This window comes from Vibrio splendidus, assembly GCF_003345295.1.
Lineage (GTDB): Bacteria > Pseudomonadota > Gammaproteobacteria > Enterobacterales > Vibrionaceae > Vibrio > Vibrio splendidus_K.
The window spans coordinates 170,677-195,278 of sequence record NZ_CP031055.1 but is presented as its reverse complement, the minus strand read 5'-3'; the positions used below and the strand labels follow the sequence as shown (position 1 = coordinate 195,278).

Sequence of the window (24,602 nt, the reverse complement as noted above, 5' to 3'; positions counted from 1 at the left end):
TTCTTATTCTACTAATTCGTTTTGATTGTCGGCTTGTTCTTTTTGTTGCATTCGGCATTCGTGATCGATACGCAGCAGCATAGAAACCGCTACTGACATCACGATAAGGCTTGAACCACCGTAACTGATAAGCGGCAGGGTTAGACCTTTGGTCGGAACAATACCCGATGCAGCACCTACGTTAACAAGCGTCTGAAAAGCAAACCAAATACCAATACCAAAGGCAAGATAACCACTGAATAACTGGTCGTTCTCGAAGGCTTTTTTGCCAATTAAAATGGCTTTAAGCACCAAACTAAAAATAAGGATCAGCACTAAGGTCACGCCAACAAAACCCAACTCTTCAGCTAATACCGCAAACACAAAATCGGTATGTGCTTCTGGTAAATATTCTAACTTCTGAACCGAGTTTCCAAGGCCTTGCCCCATCCAATCACCACGACCAAATGCCATTAGCGATTGAGTTAACTGGTAGCCACTGCCAAACGGGTCATTCCACGGTTCCCAAAATGAGGTAACACGTCGAACACGATAAGGTTCTATAACAATCAAGCCAACGACCGCAGCAATACCCGCCACCATCAAGGCAATAAACTGTGAAAGCTTGGCTCCTGCGATAAATAACATTCCGAACAAGGTCACCAGCATTACAACTACTGTACCTAAATCGGGCTGGCCAAGTAGTAACACAGCAAAAGCACCGAATACCATGATCGGTTTACCAAAGCCACCGAAGAAGGTTTTTCTCACTTCGTCTTGTTTACGAACTAAATAACCCGCCATAAAGATAAACAGCGACAACTTAGCGACTTCAGCGGGTTGTAAGTTAAATAATCCAAGAGGGATCCAGCGCGATGCACCGTTAACCGACTTACCGACAGCCAATACCACGACCAGCAAAAAGAAGGATAAACCCAGTAGATACATGCTGTATTGAAACCAACGCTTCATTGGAATTTGCAATATGACGCTGGATACGATTAACGCTAACACCAAGAAAATGGCATGGCGGAACATAAAGTGAAACGGCTGATCGGTTAAACGAGCACTGATTGGGAACGAAGCCGACGTTACCATTACCAAGCCCGTCAGCATCAGTCCAAGAGCAATCCAAACCAACTGACGATCGTAGAGCGCCTCTGGTGTGGCACGGTTTAGCCATTGCCAAATGGATTGATTAATCTCTTTCACTCTTTGCACTGAATGTTAGTCCTTCAACACGTTAGGCATACTCATGGGCAAGGTCAGTGAACGCATCACCTCTCGCCATGAAGTTATTAAATTGATCGAAGCTCGCACACGCAGGAGACAACATCACCATGTCACCCGAGGCTAGTTGTGCAGAGATACTCTCGATGATGTGACGCATGGTATCAAACGTCTTCGCCGATGGATGTAATGGCATAAATTGCGCGGCATCTTCACCGAAGCAACACAGTTGAACATGTTCTAGCTGTGACAACACAGGTTCAAGCTCACTGAAATCGGCACCTTTACCCACGCCACCAACCAAAAGATATAAAGTACCTTGGTACTCTAGCCCCGACAAAGCGGCTAATGTGCTGGCTACATTGGTTGCTTTCGAGTCGTTAACCCATTTGATAGCGCGTTTATCTGCCACCACTTGGCAACGATGAGTTAAACCGTTGTAGGTTTTCAAAGCTTCAAGGCTTTTGTTGTAATCGATACCGACTAGCTTAAGTAGTGCCAACGAGACTAACGCATTCGCCACATTATGACGTCCAACCAATGTCAAATCTTGGGTAGGAAGTACTGGCTTAGCGTTATCGATTAGCCATTCAGTGCCATCAATTGTTGCCACACCAAACTCTTGGTCATCGAGACCAAATGTCACTACCTGCATCTCGTGATCTGGATAAGTCTCTTTGTCTTCGCGGTTTACAATCGCGTACTGAGCGTTGTTAAAAATTCTTAATTTGGCGTCACGGTAATCGGCCATGCCTTGATAGCGATCCATATGATCTTCTGACAAGTTCAAAAAGGCCGCCGCTGCAAGGTTTAGACTGGATGTTGTCTCTAGCTGAAAGCTTGAAAGCTCAAGGACATATAAATCAGCATCAAGCTCAAGAAGGTCTAAGGCAGGAATACCGATGTTGCCACCAACACCAACGTTAAGACCAGCAGCCTTTGCAAGTACACCCGTTAGATCGGTCACTGTGCTCTTGCCATTGGAACCTGTGATAGCCACAACAGGTTTGTCTACCGCCCAGCCAAACAGTTCAATATCGCCAACAACCGGAGTTCCCGCTTGAATAACATCTTGTATTTCAGGCGTCGCTAAGGCGATACCTGGGTTAGCAATCACCAAATCAGCTTCCGCTAACCATTGGCTATTCCAACTTCCAGAATGCAGTTCTACCGATTCAGGTAAAGATTCCTTTCCTGGTGGTAGCTCTCGAGTATCAATCACCTTCACATGAGTATGAGGCTGATATTTTACGAGATGTTTAACGACAGAGAGCCCGGTAATACCGAGCCCCACAACCACTACATTTTGAATATTTTGCCAACGTTCCATTTAAACAAGATGCTCTTAATAGTTTTAAAGAGCCTCTAATCAGAGGCTCACATAAGATTAACGAACTTTCAGTGTCGCTAGGCCAACCAGTACTAATACCATTGAGATGATCCAAAAGCGCACGATTACGCGCGGCTCTGGCCAACCTTTCAGTTCATAGTGGTGGTGAATCGGAGCCATGCGGAAAATACGCTGACCACGCAATTTGTAAGAGCCCACCTGCAGAATAACTGACAAGGTCTCCATTACAAACACACCGCCCATGATAACCAGTACCAACTCTTGGCGAACTAACACCGCGATCACACCCAGTGCACCACCAAGCGCTAGTGAGCCAACATCGCCCATGAATACTTGCGCTGGGTAAGTGTTGAACCATAGGAAGCCAAGTCCGGCACCGACGATAGCAGTACATACAACCACAAGCTCAGAAGTGTATGGGATGTATGGAATGTGTAGATATGCTGCAAAGTTAACATTACCTGTTGCCCATGCAATTACAGCAAAACCAGCAGCAACCATCACCGTTGGCATAATTGCCAAACCATCTAGGCCGTCTGTTAGGTTTACCGCGTTACTGGTACCCACAATAACAAAATAAGTCAGTACGATGTACAATAAACCAAGCTGTGGCATCACATCTTTAAAGAAAGGAACCACTAATTGAGTTGCTGCAGTATCGTGCCCGTGAGCATACAGAGCAAATGCCACAACCAATGCAATCGCAGATTGCCAGAAGTACTTCCAGCGAGCAATCAAGCCATCGGTGTTTTTACGAACCACTTTACGGTAGTCATCAACAAAACCGACCGCGCCATAACCAGCAAGTACCACTAATACCGCCCAAACGTAAGGGTTAGAAAGATCAGACCACATTAATACTGTAATAATAATGGCAGCTAGGATCATCACGCCACCCATGGTTGGTGTACCACGTTTGCTAAAGTGAGATTCAGGGCCGTCATTACGAACAACTTGGCCAATTTGTAGCATTTGCAGACGCTCAATTAAACGAGGTCCCATCCACAGCGACAGGCATAACGCCGTCAAAATACTCGCGATTGCACGAAACGATAGGTATTCGAACAAACGGAAAAAAGAAAGGTGTGGCTGTAGTAGCTCTGCAAGCCAAATTATCATGAAAAGTTCTCCTTTAAAGCAGCGGCTATTTTACTCATTCCTGCACTATTCGCGCCTTTTACCAACAAGGTATGTGACGCGTTTTCTGGCAAGCGTAAGTGCTGCTCTATGTGCGCGATCATCGCTTGATGCGTTGCAAAGTGGGTACCATTACAGACCTCACTAATCACCTTGGTATCATCACCGTAAGTGAGTACATGCTCAAAAGCGAATGGGGCAGCATATTCACCGACTTGACGGTGAAGTGCAAGACTTTCGTCGCCTAATTCAGCCATATTACCTAAAATCAACCAACGTTGACCTTTGAAGCTCGACAGCAGTTTGGCTGCCGCCTTCATCGCGGGTACGCTGGCATTATAACTGTCATCTATCAGCTTGATATTCTGACTTAATTGTTGAACCTCAACTCGCCCTTTAACCGAGATAAGATTCGCTAAACCACTTTTTATTTCATCAAGCGTTGCACCAAATTGGATGCTCAACGCTGCAGCTGCCAACGCGTTCGCCACGTTATGCTGACCAATAATACCAAGTTCAACAGCTGTAACACCTAGTGGCGTTTGCATATCAAAGCAAGCTTCGCCTTGGTCGTTGATTTCGATATTTTCAGCAAAATAATCAGCTTCATGGTTACTTTCAGAAAATGTCAGAACCGTTTTATCCGCAAGTACTTCATTCCAAAAGTCACCACCGTTGCTCTCTAAATTAACAATAGCAGTATCACCAGCAGCAAGCCCCTGAAAAATTTCACCTTTCGCTTGCTTCACACCATCAATCGAACCAAAGCCTTCTAAATGAGCCGCGGCTACATTATTAACTAAGGCAACTTGTGGCTTCACTAGCTGAGTGGTGTAGGCAATTTCACCAATATGGTTAGCGCCTAATTCGATCACTGCATAGTCATCATTGGGTTCACTGCGTAACAAGGTCAAAGGCACACCAATATCATTATTGAAGTTACCCGCCGTAAACAGCACCTTGCCACGCTGCTGTAAAATGCTCGCCACCATCTCTTTAACGGTCGTTTTGCCACAGCTGCCTGTAATCGCCATCGTTGGCACGTCACATTGTTTGTGAATCCAAGCACTTAGTTCACCTAAAGCAAGTTTAGTGTCTTCGACAACAACTTGAGTAATATTTAGGTCAAGTTTTCGTTCGACTAACAACGCGCTCGCGTTTGCCTCAACGGCTTGATGGCAAAAGTCATGCGCGTCGAAACGCTCTCCAACGATAGCGACAAACAAGGCGCCTTCTTCAACGGTACGAGTATCCGTTGAAACTGCATTGATTACGTTATTGTTCGAGTTGCCCGCTTTGATCAGCTCACCACTGACCACGGAGCAGATTTGCTCAAGTGATACATCAATCATTATGAAATACCTAAAAGTTGAAGCGCAGACTCTCGGTCTGAGTAATGTACCGTTTTATCTTTCAATACTTGGTAATCCTCATGGCCTTTACCAGCCAGAAGAATAATGTCATCGCTGCCTGCCTGCTCAAGCGCAAACTTAACCGCTTGGTAGCGATCGTGTTCGACAAACGCAGCTTCAGGTTTGCTTAAGCCAGCTAGCATGTCTTTGACAATCAGTGCCGGTTCTTCGCTACGAGGGTTATCATCTGAAATAATGATTTTATCGGCGAACTGCTCTGCGGTCGCAGCCATCATTGGGCGCTTACCAGTGTCGCGATCTCCACCACAACCAAAGATTGCCCACAGTTTTCCTGAGCAATGCACGCGCAGTGCTGCCAATGCTTTCTCTAGCGCATCGGGCGTATGAGCGTAATCGACAACCACCTTGGCTTTGCTCGGAACTTGGAAAAGCTCCATACGGCCAATCACAGGTTGAAGCTGAGGCGCAGTGTCGACCAAAATTTGCTTTTCGATACCCAACGCAAGCAAAGTCGCAAAAGCAACCAGTACGTTTGATGCGTTGAACTGACCAATCAGTGGAACAGAAAGCTTCCCTTGCCCCCAGCTACCATCGAAAGAGAGCTTGATACCGGTTTCTGCATAAGCGACATCAGATGCCCACACCGACTGTTGATAGCCCGTTAGCGGTAACAGTGAGACTGCAATAGCATTGGATAAGTCCGGCATCCAAGCTTTACCCACTTCGTCATCTACATTGATCACTGCGTGCTTGCATTTGTGTTGAGTAAACAGGCTCTTCTTAGCCAGAGCGTACTCATCCATCGTGCCGTGGTAATCAAGATGATCACGACTCAAGTTAGTAAATACACCTATCTCAAAGTCCAAAGCCTTTACTCGACCTTGCACCAAACCGTGAGAAGAGATTTCCATTGCCGTGTAGATAGCTTTTTCTGCAGCTAACTCACTCAGTGTGCGCTGTATTTCGATGGCACTGCCTGTGGTGTTCGCTGCGGTTTTTAGATTGTCTAAGAAACCATTACCTGTCGTGCCCATTACCGCTGAGCGTTGACCGACGAGATCAAGCCATTGAGCAATCAGCTGGGTGATGGTGGTTTTGCCATTGGTGCCGGTAACACCAATCAACTTAGTCGCTTGACACGAGTAAACACGACCAGCTAACTCAGATAGCACCAAGTTAAGGTTGTTAATGTAAATAACAGGGACAGTATCCAACCATTCAATCAGACCATGAGGCTTTTCAGCATCGGCCTGTGCAATAACAGCATGAGTTCCCAGTGCGACCGCTTTGTCGATAAAACGACGGCCATCAACAGCATGTCCGACTACGGCAACAAAAATATCACCTTCCTTGATGGCTCGGCTATCTAGCTCCAATTGCTCAACAGCAATCGACTCCAGTTCAGGTGAACTAAAGTCTCCCCAAGGAGAAAGTAAAGATGACAGCGTGAGGCTATTACTCATATTGAATCCTGATTAACTCTATTCTTGAAACTTATTTTCATCAGCAGGGACGTTCAGTATTTGCAGTGCGCCCTTCATGATTTCAGAAAAGACGGGGGCTGCGACTGAACCACCATAGTAAAGGTCGCCTTGAGGCTCATTGACCACAACAACCAATGCCACTCTTGGATCACTAACTGGAGCAAAGCCTGCGGTAACCGCGATGTATTCATCACTGTAGCCGCCCGCTTCAGCCTTACGTGATGTACCCGTTTTGGCTGCAACGCGGTAACCCGGAACGGCAGCTCTTGTCGCCGTACCGCCTTTTTGAGTCACCCCTTCTAGCATATTCAAAACCAGTTCAGCGTTCTCGCGCTTGATGATTTGCTTAGAAAAATCTTGGTCGTTACTCTTAATAATATGAATCGGCTCATACAAACCTTTGTTAGCTAACGTCGCATAGGCATGTGCCAACTGCATCGGCGTAACAGACAAGCCATAACCGAACGCTAAGGTCGCAATTTCAAACTTTGACCAACGACGGCGATTCGGGAAAATACCGCTCGTTTCACCAACCAAATTCAGCCCAGACATCTCGCCTAGACCAACTGAACTGTACATACCAAGCAAAGCTTCAAGTGGCATGTTAAGCGCCAATTTCGCTACGCCGATGTTACTCGACTTCTTGAGGATCAGCGCTAAGTCAGCCTTACCAACTTTAGAAGAATCTCGTACGCGACTACCACCGATCTGCATAATGCCATTGCCAGTATCAATCACGATATCTGGGTCTGCAGTGCCGTTCTCTAGCGCCGCCAAAACCACAAAAGGTTTCACGGTCGAGCCAGGTTCCATGGCATCGGTGAGCACGCGGTTACGCATTTTGAAGCTTTGTAAATCAGCGCGGTTGTTCGGATTATAAGAAGGGGCATTAACCATGGCTAACACGGCACCCGTTTTTACATCGAGTAATACCGCAGAGCCTGAAGTCGCCTTGTGATCGGCCACGGCCTGCTTAATCGCTCGATAAGCAATGGCTTGTAATCGTTGATCGATCGTTAATTCGAGTGGTTTGCCTTCTTCACGCTCTTCTAAAGCAATGTTTTCAACAACGCGTCCATAGCGATCTTTACGAATCGTCCGCTTACCCGCTTCACCCGTGAGCCATTTGTCATAGCTGCGTTCAACGCCTTCTAAACCGTGCCCGTCAATTCCGGTAACACCGATAAGGTGTGCACTGACTTCGCCTGCGGGGTAGTAACGTCGAGATTCCGCTTTCAGGCCAACACCCACCAGCTTTAGTTCACGAATATACTTAGCCATCGCTGGGCTAACTTGTCTTTGTAGGTAAACAAATCGGCGGGATTTGTTGCTAGAGATCTTGTCGATCATCGATTGTCGTTCTAAGCCAAGTACATCAGCTAACGCATACCAACGATCAATCTGGGCCATGCCATTTTTATCGAAAATCGTTTTCGGGTCGGCCCATACCGCCTCAACTGGAACACTCACAGCAAGCGGTTCGCCATTGCGGTCTGAGATAATGCCGCGGGCGGAAGGAATAGCCTTAACACGTACCGAGCGAAGATCGCCCTGACGGATTAAGTTATCTGGTTCAATAATTTGGATGTAAGCCACACGACCAACGAGTGCAGCAAAGGCAAGAAACACGAAAGCAATAACGACATTGAAACGCCATTTAATAAGAATTGGATCCGAATCCTTTTCGCTCTTCACTCGCTCTTTCGTTGATTTCTTAACGGGCTTGGCGGGTGCTTTTTCCTTTTTACCGGTCATTTCAGTGTGATCACAACTTCTTTGTCAGAGTCTGGACGTTTCATGTCTAGCTCTCGTTTTGCCGATGCTTGAACGCGGCTATGTTCAGCCAAAGCCGTCTCTTCAAGCATTAAATTTCGCCACTCATCATCAAGCTGTTCTCGTTCCACTAATGCCATGTCTTTTTTCGTGATCGCCTGACGTGAATTATGTGTCGTAAGAACGACCCCCATCGCACTCGCAAAGATACAGATAAGAAGTACCAATGGAACCTTGCCCACGGAGATCAAATCAAAAAATATTATCTTGGCTAAGTTAGGCTTGGAGGTCTTCATTGACTATAGCTTTTCTGCGATTCGTAGTACTGAGCTACGCGAACGAGTATTCTCATCCACTTCATCTTTAGAAGGCTTGATCGCTTTACCAATTGGTTTTAGATCGGCACTGCCTAAAGCTTTAATTTGATCTTCTGTTAGCGGTAAACCGTGAGGAACTTGTGGCCCTTGGCTCTCTTTACGAATAAAGCGCTTCACCATACGGTCTTCAAGCGAGTGGAAACTGATAACAGAGATACGACCTTGAGGAGCAAGAATGCTTGCTGCGCCTTTCAGTGCGGTATCGATCTCTTCAAGTTCGCTGTTGATGTAGATACGGAATGCTTGGAAAGCACGTGTCGCTGGGTGCTTTTTCTCTTTGAAGCTCTTTGGAGCGACATCAGAGATAAGCTTAGCCAATTGGCCAGTACGTGTTAACGGTTCGTTCTCTTCGTTCTCTTGATAAGCAATGATGCCTTTCGCGATACGACGAGCGTGTTTGTCTTCACCGAACTCACGAATAACCCATGTAATGTCATCAAGATCCGCATCAACTAGCCACTGAGAAACCGGAATACCCGTTGTTGGATCCATACGCATGTCTAGCGGGCCATCTTTCATGAAGCTAAAGCCACGTTCTGCATCATCTAGCTGTGGTGAAGAAACACCTAAATCCAGTAAAACACCATCCACTTGACCGACTAAGTCATAACGCTCTGCATATTCAGCCATACCCGAGAATGGGCCATGGATAATTGTAAAACGGGGATCATCAATCTTCTGAGCTTCAGCAATCGCTTGTGGATCGCGGTCGATACTAAAGAGTCGTCCATTCTCGCCCAGTTTAGACAGGATTGTACGGCTGTGACCACCACGGCCAAAAGTACCATCGATGTAGGTACCGTCAGGTTTGATCGCAAGTCCGTCAATAGATTCGTTAAGCAATACTGAAATATGTTTGAATGCTTCTGTCATAGTCTTCTCAGTGAGTGGATTGAGCCGTTAGTTAGGCAATAATTTGTTCTATTAACGTTTTAGTGTACTGATTTCGCGCTGTATCTCCACCATATTGTGTATAGGCTTTGGGAATTTTTGACCCAAGCTCATATCAAGATGAAGGATTCTAAGGAAATCTAAATAATTTACGTCAATATAAAGCAAAAAACCCATCACTACCGTTAAGTAATGATGGGTTCTTTATATAGGTGGAGTTGACACATACGCCGGGTTCTGTTCCGCTTGCGCGGCGGTAACCATTCGTCTAGGCCTGCAATCGCTCACAGGCTCAAGCAATCTACCCGCCCCCATACGCGAGCAGCGCAATGCGAGGGCCTATTTGATCTTGCTCCGGGTGGAGTTTACCTTGCTACGAACTGTTGCCAGCCGCACGGTGCGCTCTTACCGCACCCTTTCAGCCTTACCTGTGCCTCTTCCGAAGAAATGAGGCCATCGGCGGTCTTCTCTCTGCTGCACTTGTCGTGGGCTCGCGCCCCCCAGACGTTATCTGGCACCCTGCTCTATGGAGCCCGGACGTTCCTCCCCTCTACCAGTCTCCCGAAGGACTTCAACGTCAGTTTCCCGAAGGACCTCAACGTCAGTCTCCCGAAGGACATCAGCAAAGCAGCGATTACCCGTTCAACTCCGAGGGCGGATTGTATAGAGATTAGTGAGCAGTGTCTAGCGAGATCACAAATATGCTGCAAACCTCTAATCGAACGCATAATTTTTACACAATCTAGACAAAAAAAGAGGAATAACGGTAATACCATCATTCCTCAGAAGCTTTTTCAATAAAGGTTATCTACTCTATAAAGAGGTATATCAACAAAGAGTTATCTAGTTGTCTAGATGCTCTAAGCCCCATTTGTATAAAGCGTTCTTTTTCAGATTGTAGATTTCTGCTGTCATCGCCGCCGCTTTTTTAAGGGGTAACTCTTTGGTTAGAATACCAAGGGTGCGAGTTGCTTCGTCTGGCAGCTCGGTGCTCGCTTCTTCACGGTGACCATGGATCAGCAACACCATCTCACCGCGTTTGCGGTTCGAGTCTTCTTCTATCCATTCAATCAACTCACCTAATGGTAATCCTTGAATGGTTTCGAATGTCTTGGTTAGCTCACGAGCCAACACGACCTCACGGTCGGGTCCTAAGATCTCTAGCATGTCCTGCAGAGAATCCGTAATACGGTGCGGTGATTCGTAGAAAATACATGTGCGCTCTGCTTTTGCAATCTCTAAGAACTTATCTTTGCGCCCCTTACTCTTTGGTGGCAAGAAGCCTTCAAAGCTGAAACGATCCGACGGTAAACCTGACGCACTTAGTGCGGTAATCACAGCACAAGCACCAGGAAGTGGCACAACTCTCACACCCGCTTGACGACATTGTGAGACAAGATGGTAACCTGGATCACTGATTAAAGGAGTACCCGCATCAGAGACTAATGCGATAGACTGACCTTCTAATAACCTTTCGACTAGAACTTGTGCTTTAGTTTGTTCATTATGATCATGTAAAGCGAACGTTCTGGTTGATATATTGAAGTGAGCAAGCAGCTTACCCGTGTGGCGTGTGTCTTCGGCTGCAATAACATCGACACTTGATAAAATTTCAATTGCTCTTTGAGTGATATCTCCCAAATTTCCGATTGGGGTTGGCACAATGTAGAGAGTTGGGCTCTCTGTGAGCAAGGTTTTGTTATCTGTCATTTGTTTACCATCACTTCAACGATTAATATAGATACAAATTTATACGGAATTTAAAGAACTCATGGCAACGATGAACCATAAGAGACTCAGTGTACCACGCTTACTAACTCCAATTGCATTAGCAATTACATTGGCGGCTTGTTCTTCAGGTCCTCAAGCACCAACGCGTGTTGATATTACACTAGATCCAGCGCAATCAACTGAAAGTTACATGATGCAGGCGGATAGTAGCAAAGGAAGTCTACAAAACGACTGGTTAATCATGGCACTTAAGGCTTCTGTGCAAGCTGGAAAAACCGATCAAGCGACTCTGCTTATCAAGCGCTTAGCCAAACAAGAGCTGAGTGAAATTCAACAAGCAGAATGGCAATTAGCTCGCGCTCAGCTGCTGGTGAATAACTCGCAACCACAGCAAGCGTACAGCCAGCTGAACTTTCAGCCTTGGTGGAAGCTTCCGAACGAACAGTGGAAAGATTATCACGAGCTACGCGCTAACATTTCTGAAATGCAAAGCGAGTATTTCGAAGCAAGCCGTGAGTTAGTCCTTTATTCAGAGTACGTAGACGCTGATGACGAAAGCCATCAGGTAACTGCCGACCGTATTTGGCAGAACCTGAATAGCTACTCTCAATATGAGATTCTAGAGCTTAAGACTTCTCCGACAGAAGACGTTCTAGCAGGTTGGTTACAGCTGGCTATTTATATGAAGACGCTGAACTCTAACCTTCCAGACCTACAGAAGACCCTATCTGATTGGCTGGCTGAGAACCCTCGTCACCCTGCAGCAACCTACACACCTCAGGCGATCACTGACATATTGGCGCTAGAGATCAGCAAACCAACCAGCACTGCGCTATTACTGCCGCTCACGGGTAAGTACGGCAAGCAAGCACAGCTTGTGCGTGATGGTTTCATCTTTGCGATGATGAATGACAAAGAGCGCGAAGAAAACGCAACGCTAACGGTTATGGACACCAACGTACAAAGTGCTGCTGAAATTAAAGCGACACTGGAAGAGAACAAGGTAGATTTCATCGTTGGCCCGCTGATTAAGAGCAATATTACCAAGCTTCAGCAAGCGCAGAAAAACCACGAAAATTCGATTCCAGCTTTAGCTCTAAATATTCCGACGCAGCTAGAACCTGATACCAATATTTGCTATCTAGCTCTATCGCCAGAGCAAGAAGTCGCTCAGGCAGCGAAACACCTTTTTGCTCAAGGCTACAAGTACCCGCTTATTCTTGCGCCAAAAGGGCGTTTAGGTGACCGCGTTAAGCAAGCGTTTGAGAAAGAGTGGAAAAAATACAGCAACAACGAAGTCGCGATTACCTTATTCTCTGACAAGCGCCAACTTCAGCGTAATGTGAATCAGGTATTCGGCTTACAAGAGAGCCAACAACGTATCGCTCAAATGGATGGGCTACTTAACCTAGACCTAGAAACAGAACCACGCAGCCGTCGTGATATCGACTCTGTTTACATTGTGGCGAAGAACTCAGAGCTTACGTTGATTAAACCTTTCATTGAAGTCGCGATTAACCCAGATGCTGACCAACCAGCCTTGTTCTCAAACTCACGCAGCAACAGCGGTGACAAGCAGTACGAAGATCTAACGGGTGTGTTCTACAGCGACATCCCACTATTGGTTGAGAGCAAGAACGAGCTTAACAAAGAGCTAAACGACCTATGGCCTGCACATTCAAACGGCCAAAAACGTCTGCAAGCACTGGGGATGGATGCCTACTACCTAATGGATGCATTGCCACAGATGAAAGCCGTACAGGGTTACAGCATTCCAGGTGAAACCGGCGTGTTAACCATCGACAACAACTGTGTTGTTCAACGTGAAATCAGCTGGGCAGAGCATGGGGCTTTTTAGCCGAAAGTTCCTGTCCAAACCAACAATCACCCACAAACAAGTGGGTGATAAATACGAGACCGTGGCTAAAAATTATTTAGTTGGCCACGGATTATCGTTAATTCAAGAAAACTTCATAGCTAAATGTGGCGAGATTGATCTTATAATGCGCCATAACAATACGGTTGTGTTTGCTGAGGTAAAATACCGCAAGCAAACCCGCTACGGACATGCCGCCGAAATGGTGACAGCAAAGAAGTCACAGAAGCTGCTCAAAACGGCCAATGTTTGGCTTATGCAGCAAGGCTTGTCGGTGCACTCTACAGATTTCAGGTTTGATATCGTTGCCATAGAAGGGCCGAATGACAATATCGACTGGATTCAAAACGCGATTACCCAAGGATAAACATGCTAGACAGCATTAAAGAAAGTTTTACAGAAAGTATTCAGATCCAAATTGCGGCTGCAGAAGCACTGCCAGATGCAATCACGCATGCCGCTCAAGCAATGGTTGCGACCTTGCTTAACGGAAACAAAATTCTTTGTTGTGGTAATGGTGGTTCGGCGTCGAATGCTCAGCAATTTGTATCGTGCCTACTTAATCGCTTTGAAACAGAGCGCCCTAGCCTCCCAGCAATGGCTCTCACAGCAGACAACACCACGCTAACGGCAGTAGCCAACGACTATCACTACGAAGAGATCTTCTCTAAGCAGGTACGTGCGTTTGGTCAAACTGGCGATATTTTACTGGCTATCTCTACTAGCGGTAACAGCAAAAACATCATCAAAGCGATGGAAGCAGCGGTAACACGTGACATGACGATCATCGCCTTTACGGGTAAAGATGGTGGTGAGATGGCAGGCTTACTTGGCGAACACGATGTAGAAATTCGTATCCCTTCACACCGTACAGCACGCATTCATGAAGTACACATGGTGACACTGCATTGCCTATGTGACCTAATCGATCAAGTACTCTTCCCTGCTCACGAAGAGTGATATACGGAGCATCACAATGAAATCATTAACCTCTATGAGGCTGTTTAAGCTGATTAGTGTTTCGCTACTTACACTGTCCCTGTCTGGTTGTGCTGGCATTTTCATTGCTGGTGCTGCAACCACAGCGAACTTAGTCACTGACACACGAACCACCAAGCAAATCTGGAACGATAACAATATCGAATTTGAAGTCGCAGCCATCACCAACAAGCAGCCATATCGTGGTAACGTTCGTATCACAGCGAGCTCTTACCGAGGTTCGGTTGTATTGATGGGGCAAGCAACCACTGACTCAGAGCGTCGCGCGTTTGAAAACCAAGCCAAAGAAGTGGCAGGTGTAGAAAGCATCCATAATCAGGTGCGAGTAAAAGAGCCATTGACCATCAGTGCCATTAGTAATGACAGCTGGATTACTACCAAGGTGAAGTCAGCCCTTCTAGCAAACGCTGATCTCAACGGTATCAAGGTTAAAGTCATCACTGAAGATTCAGAGGTGTTTTTACTTGGGTTAGTCTCTCGAGAGCATGCTGATATCGCGACAGAAGTTGCGCGTAATGTTTCAGGCGTAAAGCAGGTGATTCGAGCGTTTGAATATGGCGAAGAAGAGACGGCCGTTAACTAGCCTTAAGCCAACCAATTAAATACTATTTAGCAGAAAAGAAAAAGCAGCGACGAGTCGCTGCTTTTTTATTTGAGTCGTTATTTAGCTAACGTTATTTGATAACACGAAGGCTTGGGCGACCTTTTGCTGGACGAGGAGGCTCAGGATCTGAGTCAGGCTCTTCAGCATCTACGTCTGCCGTTGCTACGCTCAAAGATGGGCCTTTCTCTTGTTCTTCAAAAGGACTTTCTTCAATCCCTTCTTCAAAAGATTCCATGTAAGCCTCTTCAGGTTCAAACATGGTACCAGCACCATTCTCACGAGCATAAATCGCTTGTACTGCGTAAAGCGGCACGATCACAGAGTGTGGACGACCACTAAAGCGAGCACTAAACGTCACAGCTTCGTTACCCAGTTCAAGTTGTCCAACCGCACGAGGCGCGATGTTCAGAATGATCTGACCATCTTGAACAAACTCTTCTGGAACTCTTACACCCGGTAATGTTGCTTCAACAACAAGGTGTGGAGTTAATTCGTTATCAACCAGCCATTCATAAAATGCACGAAGCATATATGGTCGGCGTGGAGTCATATTTGAAATATCCATAAACGCTTAGCGAACGAGTCGCATCTCACGCTCAGCTTCAGTTAGAGAAGCTAGGAATGAATCACGTTCGAATACGCGGTTCATGTAAATCTTAAGCTCTTTAGAACCAGGGCCAATTAATTCGATACCAAGCTCAGGTAAACGCCATAGTAGCGGAGCTAGGTAACAATCAATTAGGCTAAATTCTTCGCTCATGAAGTATTCATACTCAGCGAAGATAGGAGCAAGAGTCAGTAGGTCGTTGCGCAGTTTAACGCGAGCTGCTTCAGACTCTTCAGCGTTGCCTTTAACGATCTTCTCTGCAACTGAATACCAGTTACGCTCAATGCGGTACATCATTAGACGACTATTACCACGAGCCACCGGGTATACAGGCATCAACGGTGGATGAGGGAAACGCTCATCTAAGTACTCCATAATGATCTTTGAGTCATATAAAGCAAGCTCACGATCAATAAGAGTAGGTACTGATTTGTACGGGTTCAGTTCAACAAGCTCTGCTGGTAGATTTTTTTCATCAACCAACTCAACTTCAACACTTACGCCTTTTTCAGCAAGAACAATGCGCACCTGATGGCTATACATATCAGAAGCACTTGAGAAAAGAGTCATTACAGAACGTTTATTGGCAGCTACAGCCATGGAGCCCTCCAGTACACTTTAAATAAAAACAATGGAGGCCTAAAGCCTCCATTGAACATTAACATAATTTGGGAATTAGCACGGTATTATAGCATAATTAGTGCACATCACGCCAATACTCTTTCTTCAGCAAAATCACGATGATAGTGAAGATTACTAAGAAGGCCATTACCCACCAACCCATTGCATGACGCTCAAGTTGAACTGGGTCGCCCGAGTAAACCAAAAAGTTAACAAGGTCACGAACTGCTTCGTCGTATTCACCAGCACTTAATTCACCAGAACCGTCAGTTTCAGTGCCAACAACAGTAGTCACTTCCTCGCCATCTACCATATGAGTATCGTAGATTGGTGTTGGAATACCTTGCAGCTCTTCAAGAACGTGCGGCATACCGACACTTGGGAAAACAATGTTGTTCACGCCAAACGGACGAGATGGGTCTTCATAGAAGGTACGAAGGTACGTGTATAGCCAATCTGCGCCACGAACACGAGCAACCAAAGTTAGATCTGGTGGAGGAGCACCAAACCAACTTGCCGCTTGATCAGAGGGCATAGCATTAACCATCAAGCTACCTATTTTCGCTTCAGGGTCGAAAATCAGGTTTTCCTTCATTAGATCTACAGGGATCTCTAAATCATTCGCAACACGTTCATAACGCTGGTACTGCGTTGAGTGACAAGCAAAACAGTAGTTCATAAACATCTTAGCGCCATTTTGCAATGAGGCTTTATCTGTTAAATCATTGTTTGCTTTATCTAATGGTACGCTTGCACCCGCTGCCATCGCCAGTGACGGCAACATAGCAAATAAAATTACAATCCACTTTTTCATTTGAATGTCACCCTTTCTGGTAATGGTTTCGTCGCTTCATTTTTACTGTAGAACCACAGTAGAACGAAGAACATGAAATAACCTAAGCTAAAGATCTGAGCCAGTAGCGTATACGTTGGCGTTGCTGGAAGCGCACCAAGTACACCAAGCGCAATAAAGCTTATTGTGAATTGGATGATGTTAATCAAATGCAGTTTGCTACGGTAACGGTAAGAACGCACTTTACAACGGTCGAACCATGGCAGTAGGAATAGCACAACAATAGATGCACCCATTGCAACTACACCTATCAGCTTATCAGGAACAGCACGAAGTACAGCGTAGAACGGCGTGAAGTACCAAACTGGAGCAATATGCTCAGGTGTTTTCAGTGGGTTAGCAGCTTCGAAGTTAGGCGGCTCAAGGAAGTACCCACCCATCTCTGGGTTAAAGAACAGCACGTAACAGAACAAGAATAGGAAACCAGCAACACCGACCATATCTTTCACCGTCCCGTATGGGTGGAAAGGAACAGAGTCAATGATGTCGTATTTCTTAGTGTAATCCTTGTGGAATGGGAACTGAGTTTTGTAGTCGTCGCCCATAGTGCCTTTAGGAAGCTTAGTCTCGATACCGTCTGGGTTGTTCGAACCCACTTCGTGCAGCGCTAGTACGTGAAGTACGATAAGCAGCAGAAGTACGATTGGTAGAGCGATAACGTGCAGTGCGAAGAAACGGTTCAGCGTTGCACCAGAGATGATGTAATCACCACGGATCCAAAGCGTTAGGTCATCACCAATAACAGGAATCGCGCCAAACAGAGAAATGATTACCTGAGCACCCCAGTAAGACATTTGCCCCCATGGTAGTAAGTAACCCATGAAAGCCTCAGCCATAAGCACTAAGAAGATCAGCATACCGAAGAGCCAAAGTAGCTCACGAGGCTTTTGGTAAGAACCGTAGATTAGACCACGGAACATATGCAGGTAGATAACCACGAAGAATGCCGAAGCACCAGTCGAGTGCATGTAACGCAGTAACCAGCCGTATTCCACATCACGCATGATGTATTCAACAGATGCAAACGCGCCATCACCAGACGGAACGTAGTTCATTGTTAGCCAAATACCTGTAAGGATTTGGTTAACCAGTACCAACATTGCCAAAGAACCGAAAAGGTACCAAAAGTTAAAGTTCTTAGGCATTGGGTATTCAGATAAATGCTTTTTATAAGCATTCATTGCGGGTAGACGTTTTTCTACCCAATCAAGCAATCCTTGCATTATGCGTCTCCCTCGTCCACACCGATCATGATCTTAGTGTCACTCAAATACATATGCTTTGGCACTACAAGGTTCAATGGGGCTGGTACGCCTTGGAATACTCGACCTGCCATATCAAACTTTGAACCATGACAAGGACAGAAGAAACCAGACTTAACGCCCTGAACTTGTTCTGCAAAAGAATCTGGCAGGTAAGTTGGAGAACAACCTAAGTGCGTACAGAAACCAACAGCAATGAAGAACTCCGGCTTAATTGAACGAAACTCGTTCTGTGCGTAGTCTGGTTGTTGTTCAGTTTCAGATTGAGGGTCACGAAGTTGACCACCGATCGCTTTTAGGTTCTCTAGTACCGACTCAGCACGGCGTACAACCCATACAGGTTTACCTTGCCACTCGACACGAACCATTTGTCCCGGTTCTAACTTACTGACTTCCACTTCCACCGGCGCGCCCGCAGCTTTCGCTTTGGCACTCGGGTTCCATGATTTAATAAAAGGCACGGCTACAGCAGCTGCTCCCAAACCACCAACAACGGCTGTTGTTGCGGTTAAGAAACGCCTGCGACCGTTATTTAAAGGCGCGTTGCTCATCCAAACATTCTCCCATTTGCTCCTTATGGATTGAAATAATTCCGATTAAAGAGCATGGCTAACAAAATATGTATTTAGTTCTATTTATTGACGGCAAATGATAAATAAAACCCTACTTTTTGACAAGATAAAGCTACCTTTTTGTAACAATCATGAGGCAAAGCGCACATTGGGTTACAAAAGCTTTCAAAATATAAGAATTTAGGAATAAAACGAGGAGGGGGAAGCGTTTAGCGGGAGCCAGAAAGACAAAAAGCCCGGCATATAGCCGAGCTTTGAACCACAATTCCAGTAATAAAACTGGTCGCGTGTATTTTTCGGTAAGGAAAAATTAACGCTTAGAGAATTGAGGTTTACGACGTGCTTTACGTAGACCAACTTTCTTACGTTCAACGCAACGAGCGTCACGCGTAACATAGCCAGCTGCACGTAGAGCAGGACGTAGAGTTTCATCGTATTCCATAAGAGCACGAGTGATACCGTGGCGGATTGCGCCAGCTTGACCTGAAATACCACCACCAGAAACAGTGATGTAAAGGTCAAGTTTCTCAGTTAGTTCAACTAGCTCAAGAGGTTGTTTAACAACCATACGAGAAGTTGGACGACCGAAGTAAACATCAAGGCTACGCTTGTTGATTACGATCTCACCAGAGCCTGGTTTGATGAAAACACGAGCTGCTGAGCTTTTGCGACGACCAGTGCCGTAGTATTGATTCTCTGCCATTGTCTTAATCCCCAATTAGATGTCTAGTACTTGTGGTTGTTGAGCAACATGGTTGTGCTCAGTACCAGCGTATACTTTAAGCTTACGGTACATCGCGCGGCCTAGAGGACCACGTGGAAGCATACCTTTAACTGCTAGTTCAAGAACCATTTCTGGTTTCTTAGCAATTAGCTTTTCAAAAGTGATAGTCTTAAGACCACCTGGGAACTCAGAGTGACGGTAGTAAACCTTACCCTTAGCTTTGTTACCAGTCACAGCTACTTTCTCAGCGTTAACAACGATGATGTAATCACCAGTGTCTACGTGAGGAGTGTATTCTGCTTTGTGCTTGCCGCGTAGGCGAGAAGCGATTTCACTTGCTAGACGGCCAAGAGTTTTGCCTTCAGCGTCTACAACATACCAGTCGCGTTTTACAGTTTCTGGTTTAGCAACGAAAGTTTTCATGCTAATAATTACCTATTTAAAAAATTTACACTTAAGGAATACTCGCGTATTCCCACTGTCTAAGAGTTACCATCATCACCCCTTCGAGTGTTGGAAAACTCTTGGCATAACGTGATTTTACTCATCGCTAGAGGCCCGCAGTAACGGTAGGTCGCAGGATTATAGAGAAGAGCGAAGAAAAAATCACCTCTTTTTGAACAAAATCACGATTTTTTTAATTCTCTTTCTTATTCGAGATAATCAAAGCTAACTTAAGTGTTCTTTTGCCAAATATTCATGGCTCTGCATTTCGATTAAACGCGACTGACAACGTTTAAACTCAAATTCTAACTGACCATGGGTATACAGCTTTTCTAGCTCCACTTCCGCTGAAATAATCAATTTAACGTTACGCTCATAGAACTCATCAACTAAAGCAATAAAGCGTCTTGCTGCGTCATCTGAAGTCGCGCCCATTTGCAACACATCAGCCAGCAGAACCGTGTGATAAACCCTAGACAGTTCAATATAGTCATTCTGGCTGCGAGCCGACTGACAAAGCTGAGCAAACGTGCCGTGTAATACACCATCGCTTGCTTCGACTACATCAAGTTGACGGTGATTGACCTCAATCTGTTTGAGTTTCTCTTTATCTTCACCAACGAGCTGCGCGTAATATGTTTCGAGGTTGATGTTCGCTTGGCTATCCAGCGGGTAATGATAGATCTCAGCCTGTTTCTAACGTACGAAGACGATAATCGATTCCGCTATCGACATTAAGAATATGGCAATTGCCTTGAATAAGCTTAATAGCGGGTAAGAAGCGAGCTCGCTGCAACCCATTACGATACAAATCCGCAGGTGGAATATTAGAGGTCGCGACTAAGATAACGTTTCGAGCGAATAACTCTTGGAACAAAGTTCCTAAGATCATGGCATCCGTGATGTCTGAAACAAAGAATTCATCAAAACAGATAATATCCGCTTCTTCTTTCAACTTATCTGCGACTAAAGGCAACGGGTCGCTAACATTACCTAGCGCCCTTAGCTCATCATGGGCTCGATACATAAAGCGGTGAAAGTGAACACGCATTTTTTTTGTGGTCGGTAAGGCATCGTAGAACGTATCCATTAAGTAAGTTTTACCGCGCCCGACGCCACCCCAAAAATAGAGGCCTTTTGGTGGCTCTGGCAGTTCTGGCTTTTTGCCCATTAATTTCTGGAATCGAGTCAGTTGAGGAATAGGCGTATTCATGTAATCTTGGAATTGATGAAAGAGTTCATCTAAAGATTTAACGGCTTGCTCTTGCGCTGGATCTCTTTGAAATCCATGTTCTTTTATATCTTGTTCGTATTTTTTAATGGGATTCATGACGACATTTCCACAATGAAAGCAATATCAGACAGCAAATAAAAATGAGCCCAAACAGTACGAGATATGTCGCTATGCGGTGAATAATGCAGCATCAAACTGCTAACTAGCGCACACGCATTTCTCTTTATACTGCGGCTTTCTCATAGTACCATGGAGCCGTATCACGTGTAACTAAGCAGTAACAAACATGTTAAAAAACAATAATAAGGAGCTGTTATGCCTTGGATGTATGCCGTTGCCGGTTTACTAGTCGGAGTTATTTTAGGGGTCGCTATTTCTCGTCTCATGACACCTGAATACAAAAAACAAAAGAACGTACAGAAAGAATTAGATAGCGCAAAGTTTGCCCTTGAACAGCAGCGACAAGAGCTAGCTGACCACTTTGCGAAATCAGCAGAAATGTTGGACACCTTAGGTAAGGACTACACAAAACTGTACCAACACATGGAAAAAACAAGCTCAGAGCTGATCCCTAATTTGCCAGAGCAAGATAATCCATTTGTGAAAACAGCCGCAGCCCATTCGGACAAATCACAAGACAAGCCTTCAGTTAAAGAGGCGACACTTGAAGAACAACCGAAAGATTACGCTAATGGCGCAACGGGTTTATTTACAGAGCAGAAGAAAGAAATCATGGATGCTCCCGATGTTGTAACAGCAAAAGCATCGTAAACATTTAACACTTCTGTGAACTTTACAAAGGTTTTTGAGTCATAACTTTCACTCAGGTCATTTGAAACTTCTCATACTTATTAAACGTATAAGAGGGTTAAGACCTAAACTAGAGAGGAGTTTATGATGAAAAAACCTTTGCTTGCTTTATCGGTACTGACTTTAAGCTTAAGTTCAATCATCACCCCCATTCAAGCAACGGCCGCACTGCCATTAAGTGTGGGTAATGAACAATTACCAAGCCTTGCACCTATGCTTGAACAAGTGACCCCCGCTGTGGTTAGTATTGCCGTAGAAGGCAAACAGGTACAACGTCAGCAAATCCCTGAACAATTTCAATTCTTTTTTGGTCCAGAACAAACACGAGAACGCCCATTCCGCGGGCTAGGTTCTGGTGTGATCATTGATGCCAAGAAAGGCCATATTGTTACCAATTACCATGTCATCAATGGTGCCGACGATATCAAAGTAAAACTTCATGATGGTCGAGAGTACGATGCCGAGCTCATCGGCGGCGACCAGATGTCGGATATCGCGCTATTAAAACTCGAAACAGCCAAGAACCTTACCCAGATAAAAGTTGCAGACTCCGACAAGTTAAGAGTCGGTGATTTCAGTGTCGCTATCGGCAACCCATTTGGACTCGGTCAAACCGTGACATCCGGGATCGTTTCTGCTCTCGGTCGTAGCGGCCTAAATCTAGAGAACTTTGAAAACTTCATTCAAACCGATGCAGCTATCAACAGTGGTAACTCTGGAGGTGCGTTAGTGAATCTCAACGGTGAGCTGATTGGTATCAACACGGCTATCCTTGGCCCTAACGGAGGCAATGTCGGTATCGGCTTTGCAATCCCATCCAATATGATGAAAAACCTGACAGAACAAATTCTCGATTTCGGTGAAGTAAAACGCGGTATGCTGGGTGTTCAAGGCGGAGAGGTGACCTCTGAATTGGCGGAAGCGCTTGGTTATGAGTCCAGCAAAGGTGCTTTTGTTAGCCAAATTGTACCCGACAGTGCTGCGGACAAAGCCGGACTGAAAGCGGGCGATGTCATTGTCTCTATAAATGGTAAGCGCATTGATACTTTTAGCGAGTTAAGAGCCAAAGTCGCAACCCTCGGCGCAGGTAAACAGATCGAACTTGGTGTCGTTCGTGACGGAAAGAATAAGACCTTTGATGTAACTCTGGGTGAATCCACCAATAGTAAGACACAAGCTGAAAAGCTCCATGAAGGACTTGCCGGTGCAGAGCTCACCAACACAACCGACAGCGACTCAACGACAGGCGTCAAGGTATCAAGTGTCGCTCAAGGTTCGCCAGCAGAAGCCTATCAACTCCTTAAAGATGACATCATCATCGGGGTAAACCGCCAATCCGTTAAGAACCTTGCTGAATTTAGAAAGATTCTTGAAAAACAACCTGGCGTGTTGGCGCTTAATATCCAAAGAGGCGACAGGACTATCTATCTAGTTATTCGATAGTCATACGTCAGCGCAATTACAGGGAGGCTCAGTAAGTTTGCTTTAAACTTACTCAGTCTCCCTTTTCTTTAGATCAATCAAAATGCTATGCTTCACTCGTAATCAAGTCAGTCATCCATTGACGGATGCTCCATACCTTACTTGTTGAAGAGGGAAACATGCTGTCCTTTCTATTTCGTTCTATTTCCCTTGGACTTGTTTCAGCGGCGCTTATTCTTCTCGCATTTCCGAGCTTAAGATCAGGCATTGTTTCAGACGTCACTATCCCTAAAGTGGATAATATCGCCTCTCTTCAGATTTCATTTAACCAAGCGGTACGCCGAGCGGCACCTGCTGTGGTCAATATTTATAGCCGTAAATACGCAGAAAGCGATCGTAACAAGCTGCTGACTCAAGGCTTGGGGTCCGGAGTCATTGTCAGCGAAAAAGGCTACATCATTACCAACTTCCACGTTGTTGCTCAAGCTGACCAAATCGTCGTGGCACTTCAAGACGGACGAGTAGCCGCAGCGCAGCTTGTCGGTTCAGACAAGCGCACCGATATCGCGATACTCAGAGTCAGCGGTGACAACTTACCTGTGATTCCACTGAACCAAGATTACAAAGCAAACGTAGGCGACGTAGTACTGGCTATCGGTAACCCATACAATCTAGGCCAAACCACAACCTTTGGTATTATTTCGGCGACCGGTCGCTCTTCAATTAGTGCCGATGGTCATCAAGCCTTTATCCAGACAGACGCGGCAATCAATGAAGGTAACTCTGGTGGTGCACTCGTCAACTCACAAGGCGAACTGGTCGGCATTAATACGGCTTCTTTCCAACAAGCAACCGATATGGAAACCTACGGTATTTCGTTTGCTATCCCCTACCCACTTGCTAATAAAATCATGGAGAAGATCATCGCAGATGGTCGTGTGATTCGTGGATATATTGGTATTGACGGGCAAGATATCAATTCAGTAACGTCGCGCTTGCTTGGAAACAAGAACATTGGCGGCATTGTCGTACTGGGTATTGATCCTAACGGCCCTGCTGCGGATGCAGGCTTTGAAGCACAAGACATCATTGTCAGCATCAACAACACCCAAATTAACGGTCGACAAAGCGTGATGGACATCGTTACTGATTTGCGACCAGGCACTGTCATTGATGTTGGCATATTGCGCCAAGGAGAGAGTAAAACTCTTGAGGTTACGATTGCTGAAGATACTCGCCTGTAATTAT

23 protein-coding genes, 1 other RNA gene and 1 pseudogene are annotated in these 24,602 nt (G+C 45.6%); 7 read left to right on the top strand and 18 right to left on the bottom strand.

The window, feature by feature from the left end; all coding sequences use genetic code 11:
• Positions 1-3 precede the first annotated feature (3 nt).
• The 10 genes from ftsW to rsmI all read right to left on the bottom strand — a co-directional run bounded on the left by ftsW (position 4) and on the right by rsmI (position 11,305).
• Positions 4-1,200, bottom strand: coding sequence for a cell division protein FtsW (gene ftsW / locus DUN60_RS00820; RefSeq protein ID WP_017087507.1), 1,197 nt, complete (start codon positions 1,198-1,200; stop codon positions 4-6).
• A 22-nt stretch (positions 1,201-1,222) separates the two neighbouring features.
• Positions 1,223-2,539 carry a UDP-N-acetylmuramoyl-L-alanine--D-glutamate ligase gene (murD, locus tag DUN60_RS00815; protein WP_114632973.1) on the bottom strand — a complete coding sequence of 439 codons (1,317 nt, stop codon included), beginning with the start codon at positions 2,537-2,539 and terminating at the stop codon, positions 1,223-1,225.
• A 57-nt stretch (positions 2,540-2,596) separates the two neighbouring features.
• Entirely contained in the window at positions 2,597-3,679 is a 1,083-nt protein-coding gene (gene mraY / locus DUN60_RS00810; RefSeq protein ID WP_054547819.1) for a phospho-N-acetylmuramoyl-pentapeptide-transferase, read from the bottom strand.
• A complete protein-coding gene (locus DUN60_RS00805) occupies positions 3,676-5,049 on the bottom strand; it encodes a UDP-N-acetylmuramoyl-tripeptide--D-alanyl-D-alanine ligase (RefSeq protein ID WP_054547820.1) in 1,374 nt (457 codons plus the stop codon). Before DUN60_RS00805 ends, mraY begins: the two co-directional genes overlap by 4 nt.
• Positions 5,049-6,533: a UDP-N-acetylmuramoyl-L-alanyl-D-glutamate--2,6-diaminopimelate ligase gene (gene murE / locus DUN60_RS00800; protein WP_114632972.1), complete on the bottom strand. Its 1,485-nt coding sequence runs from the start codon at positions 6,531-6,533 to the stop codon at positions 5,049-5,051. The genes DUN60_RS00805 and murE overlap by 1 nt, the downstream gene beginning before the upstream one ends.
• Positions 6,534-6,551: 18 nt before the next feature.
• Complete coding sequence (locus DUN60_RS00795) at positions 6,552-8,309, bottom strand: penicillin-binding transpeptidase domain-containing protein (protein WP_114632971.1); 1,758 nt, start codon at positions 8,307-8,309, stop codon at positions 6,552-6,554.
• The gene (gene ftsL / locus DUN60_RS00790) at positions 8,306-8,623 is read right to left on the bottom strand and encodes a cell division protein FtsL (protein WP_004735995.1); all 318 of its coding nucleotides are present in this window, start codon (positions 8,621-8,623) and stop codon (positions 8,306-8,308) included. Before ftsL ends, DUN60_RS00795 begins: the two co-directional genes overlap by 4 nt.
• 3 nt (positions 8,624-8,626) lie before the next feature.
• Positions 8,627-9,577 (bottom strand): 16S rRNA (cytosine(1402)-N(4))-methyltransferase RsmH, encoded by a 951-nt coding sequence (rsmH, locus tag DUN60_RS00785; protein ID WP_054547822.1) that lies wholly within the window; start codon positions 9,575-9,577, stop codon positions 8,627-8,629.
• Positions 9,578-9,805: 228 nt separating this feature from the next.
• Positions 9,806-10,245, bottom strand: an RNA gene (gene rnpB / locus DUN60_RS00780) — RNase P RNA component class A.
• 193 nt (positions 10,246-10,438) lie between these two features.
• The gene (gene rsmI, locus DUN60_RS00775; protein ID WP_017106823.1) at positions 10,439-11,305 is read right to left on the bottom strand and encodes a 16S rRNA (cytidine(1402)-2'-O)-methyltransferase; all 867 of its coding nucleotides are present in this window, start codon (positions 11,303-11,305) and stop codon (positions 10,439-10,441) included.
• 61 nt (positions 11,306-11,366) lie between these two features.
• Between rsmI and DUN60_RS00770 the strand changes: the two genes are divergently transcribed.
• From DUN60_RS00770 to DUN60_RS00755, 4 genes are read left to right on the top strand one after another with little or no spacing between them, the layout of a single operon-like run.
• Positions 11,367-13,184, top strand: coding sequence for a penicillin-binding protein activator (locus DUN60_RS00770; RefSeq protein ID WP_114632970.1), 1,818 nt, complete (start codon positions 11,367-11,369; stop codon positions 13,182-13,184).
• Positions 13,171-13,569, top strand: coding sequence for a YraN family protein (locus DUN60_RS00765; RefSeq protein ID WP_017084761.1), 399 nt, complete (start codon positions 13,171-13,173; stop codon positions 13,567-13,569). The genes DUN60_RS00770 and DUN60_RS00765 overlap by 14 nt, the downstream gene beginning before the upstream one ends.
• A 2-nt stretch (positions 13,570-13,571) precedes the next feature.
• Complete coding sequence (locus DUN60_RS00760) at positions 13,572-14,162, top strand: phosphoheptose isomerase (protein ID WP_004729817.1); 591 nt, start codon at positions 13,572-13,574, stop codon at positions 14,160-14,162.
• Positions 14,163-14,178: 16 nt separating this feature from the next.
• Positions 14,179-14,784 carry a BON domain-containing protein gene (locus DUN60_RS00755; protein ID WP_004729818.1) on the top strand — a complete coding sequence of 202 codons (606 nt, stop codon included), beginning with the start codon at positions 14,179-14,181 and terminating at the stop codon, positions 14,782-14,784.
• Between the two features lie 91 nt (positions 14,785-14,875).
• On the opposite strand, the gene sspB is transcribed toward DUN60_RS00755, so the two are convergent.
• The 8 genes and pseudogenes from sspB to zapE all read right to left on the bottom strand — a co-directional run bounded on the left by sspB (position 14,876) and on the right by zapE (position 21,218).
• The gene (sspB, locus tag DUN60_RS00750; protein ID WP_004729819.1) at positions 14,876-15,355 is read right to left on the bottom strand and encodes a ClpXP protease specificity-enhancing factor; all 480 of its coding nucleotides are present in this window, start codon (positions 15,353-15,355) and stop codon (positions 14,876-14,878) included.
• 21 nt (positions 15,356-15,376) lie between these two features.
• Entirely contained in the window at positions 15,377-16,012 is a 636-nt protein-coding gene (sspA, locus tag DUN60_RS00745; RefSeq protein ID WP_010434700.1) for a stringent starvation protein SspA, read from the bottom strand.
• A gap of 97 nt (positions 16,013-16,109) precedes the next feature.
• On the bottom strand, positions 16,110-16,847 hold the full coding sequence (locus DUN60_RS00740) for a cytochrome c1 (RefSeq protein ID WP_054547824.1): 738 nt from the start codon (positions 16,845-16,847) through the stop codon (positions 16,110-16,112).
• Positions 16,844-18,109, bottom strand: a complete 1,266-nt coding sequence (locus DUN60_RS00735) for a cytochrome b (protein ID WP_004729830.1) — start codon at positions 18,107-18,109, stop codon at positions 16,844-16,846. Before DUN60_RS00735 ends, DUN60_RS00740 begins: the two co-directional genes overlap by 4 nt.
• Positions 18,109-18,699 carry a ubiquinol-cytochrome c reductase iron-sulfur subunit gene (petA, locus tag DUN60_RS00730; RefSeq protein WP_017072804.1) on the bottom strand — a complete coding sequence of 197 codons (591 nt, stop codon included), beginning with the start codon at positions 18,697-18,699 and terminating at the stop codon, positions 18,109-18,111. The genes DUN60_RS00735 and petA overlap by 1 nt, the downstream gene beginning before the upstream one ends.
• Positions 18,700-19,030: 331 nt before the next feature.
• Entirely contained in the window at positions 19,031-19,423 is a 393-nt protein-coding gene (gene rpsI / locus DUN60_RS00725; RefSeq protein WP_004740758.1) for a 30S ribosomal protein S9, read from the bottom strand.
• 15 nt (positions 19,424-19,438) lie between these two features.
• Positions 19,439-19,867, bottom strand: coding sequence for a 50S ribosomal protein L13 (gene rplM, locus DUN60_RS00720; RefSeq protein WP_010434689.1), 429 nt, complete (start codon positions 19,865-19,867; stop codon positions 19,439-19,441).
• Between the two features lie 246 nt (positions 19,868-20,113).
• Positions 20,114-21,218 (bottom strand): annotated as a pseudogene (zapE, locus tag DUN60_RS00715) (cell division protein ZapE).
• 219 nt (positions 21,219-21,437) lie between these two features.
• Between zapE and zapG the strand changes: the two are divergent.
• The 3 genes from zapG (at position 21,438) to degS (ending at position 24,598) form a co-directional block, all read left to right on the top strand.
• On the top strand, positions 21,438-21,893 hold the full coding sequence (gene zapG / locus DUN60_RS00710; protein ID WP_017077673.1) for a Z-ring associated protein ZapG: 456 nt from the start codon (positions 21,438-21,440) through the stop codon (positions 21,891-21,893).
• A gap of 126 nt (positions 21,894-22,019) precedes the next feature.
• Positions 22,020-23,375, top strand: a complete 1,356-nt coding sequence (locus DUN60_RS00705) for a Do family serine endopeptidase (protein ID WP_065207222.1) — start codon at positions 22,020-22,022, stop codon at positions 23,373-23,375.
• Between the two features lie 158 nt (positions 23,376-23,533).
• Positions 23,534-24,598 carry an outer membrane-stress sensor serine endopeptidase DegS gene (gene degS, locus DUN60_RS00700; protein WP_029224735.1) on the top strand — a complete coding sequence of 355 codons (1,065 nt, stop codon included), beginning with the start codon at positions 23,534-23,536 and terminating at the stop codon, positions 24,596-24,598.
• Positions 24,599-24,602: the final 4 nt, after the last annotated feature.

What these genes read in the sequence shown, in the direction of transcription:
- murD (WP_114632973.1), bottom strand. Translation starts at nt 2,539, where the DNA reads ATGGAACGTTGGCAAAATATTCAAAATGTAGTGGTTGTGGGGCTCGGT.
- mraY (WP_054547819.1), bottom strand. Translation starts at nt 3,679, where the DNA reads ATGATAATTTGGCTTGCAGAGCTACTACAGCCACACCTTTCTTTTTTC.
- DUN60_RS00805 (WP_054547820.1), bottom strand. Translation starts at nt 5,049, where the DNA reads ATGATTGATGTATCACTTGAGCAAATCTGCTCCGTGGTCAGTGGTGAG.
- murE (WP_114632972.1), bottom strand. Translation starts at nt 6,533, where the DNA reads ATGAGTAATAGCCTCACGCTGTCATCTTTACTTTCTCCTTGGGGAGAC.
- DUN60_RS00795 (WP_114632971.1), bottom strand. Translation starts at nt 8,309, where the DNA reads ATGACCGGTAAAAAGGAAAAAGCACCCGCCAAGCCCGTTAAGAAATCA.
- ftsL (WP_004735995.1), bottom strand. Translation starts at nt 8,623, where the DNA reads ATGAAGACCTCCAAGCCTAACTTAGCCAAGATAATATTTTTTGATTTG.
- rsmH (WP_054547822.1), bottom strand. Translation starts at nt 9,577, where the DNA reads ATGACAGAAGCATTCAAACATATTTCAGTATTGCTTAACGAATCTATT.
- rsmI (WP_017106823.1), bottom strand. Translation starts at nt 11,305, where the DNA reads ATGACAGATAACAAAACCTTGCTCACAGAGAGCCCAACTCTCTACATT.
- DUN60_RS00770 (WP_114632970.1), top strand. Translation starts at nt 11,367, where the DNA reads ATGGCAACGATGAACCATAAGAGACTCAGTGTACCACGCTTACTAACT.
- DUN60_RS00765 (WP_017084761.1), top strand. Translation starts at nt 13,171, where the DNA reads ATGGGGCTTTTTAGCCGAAAGTTCCTGTCCAAACCAACAATCACCCAC.
- DUN60_RS00760 (WP_004729817.1), top strand. Translation starts at nt 13,572, where the DNA reads ATGCTAGACAGCATTAAAGAAAGTTTTACAGAAAGTATTCAGATCCAA.
- DUN60_RS00755 (WP_004729818.1), top strand. Translation starts at nt 14,179, where the DNA reads ATGAAATCATTAACCTCTATGAGGCTGTTTAAGCTGATTAGTGTTTCG.
- sspB (WP_004729819.1), bottom strand. Translation starts at nt 15,355, where the DNA reads ATGACTCCACGCCGACCATATATGCTTCGTGCATTTTATGAATGGCTG.
- sspA (WP_010434700.1), bottom strand. Translation starts at nt 16,012, where the DNA reads ATGGCTGTAGCTGCCAATAAACGTTCTGTAATGACTCTTTTCTCAAGT.
- DUN60_RS00740 (WP_054547824.1), bottom strand. Translation starts at nt 16,847, where the DNA reads ATGAAAAAGTGGATTGTAATTTTATTTGCTATGTTGCCGTCACTGGCG.
- DUN60_RS00735 (WP_004729830.1), bottom strand. Translation starts at nt 18,109, where the DNA reads ATGCAAGGATTGCTTGATTGGGTAGAAAAACGTCTACCCGCAATGAAT.
- petA (WP_017072804.1), bottom strand. Translation starts at nt 18,699, where the DNA reads ATGAGCAACGCGCCTTTAAATAACGGTCGCAGGCGTTTCTTAACCGCA.
- rpsI (WP_004740758.1), bottom strand. Translation starts at nt 19,423, where the DNA reads ATGGCAGAGAATCAATACTACGGCACTGGTCGTCGCAAAAGCTCAGCA.
- rplM (WP_010434689.1), bottom strand. Translation starts at nt 19,867, where the DNA reads ATGAAAACTTTCGTTGCTAAACCAGAAACTGTAAAACGCGACTGGTAT.
- zapG (WP_017077673.1), top strand. Translation starts at nt 21,438, where the DNA reads ATGCCTTGGATGTATGCCGTTGCCGGTTTACTAGTCGGAGTTATTTTA.
- DUN60_RS00705 (WP_065207222.1), top strand. Translation starts at nt 22,020, where the DNA reads ATGAAAAAACCTTTGCTTGCTTTATCGGTACTGACTTTAAGCTTAAGT.
- degS (WP_029224735.1), top strand. Translation starts at nt 23,534, where the DNA reads ATGCTGTCCTTTCTATTTCGTTCTATTTCCCTTGGACTTGTTTCAGCG.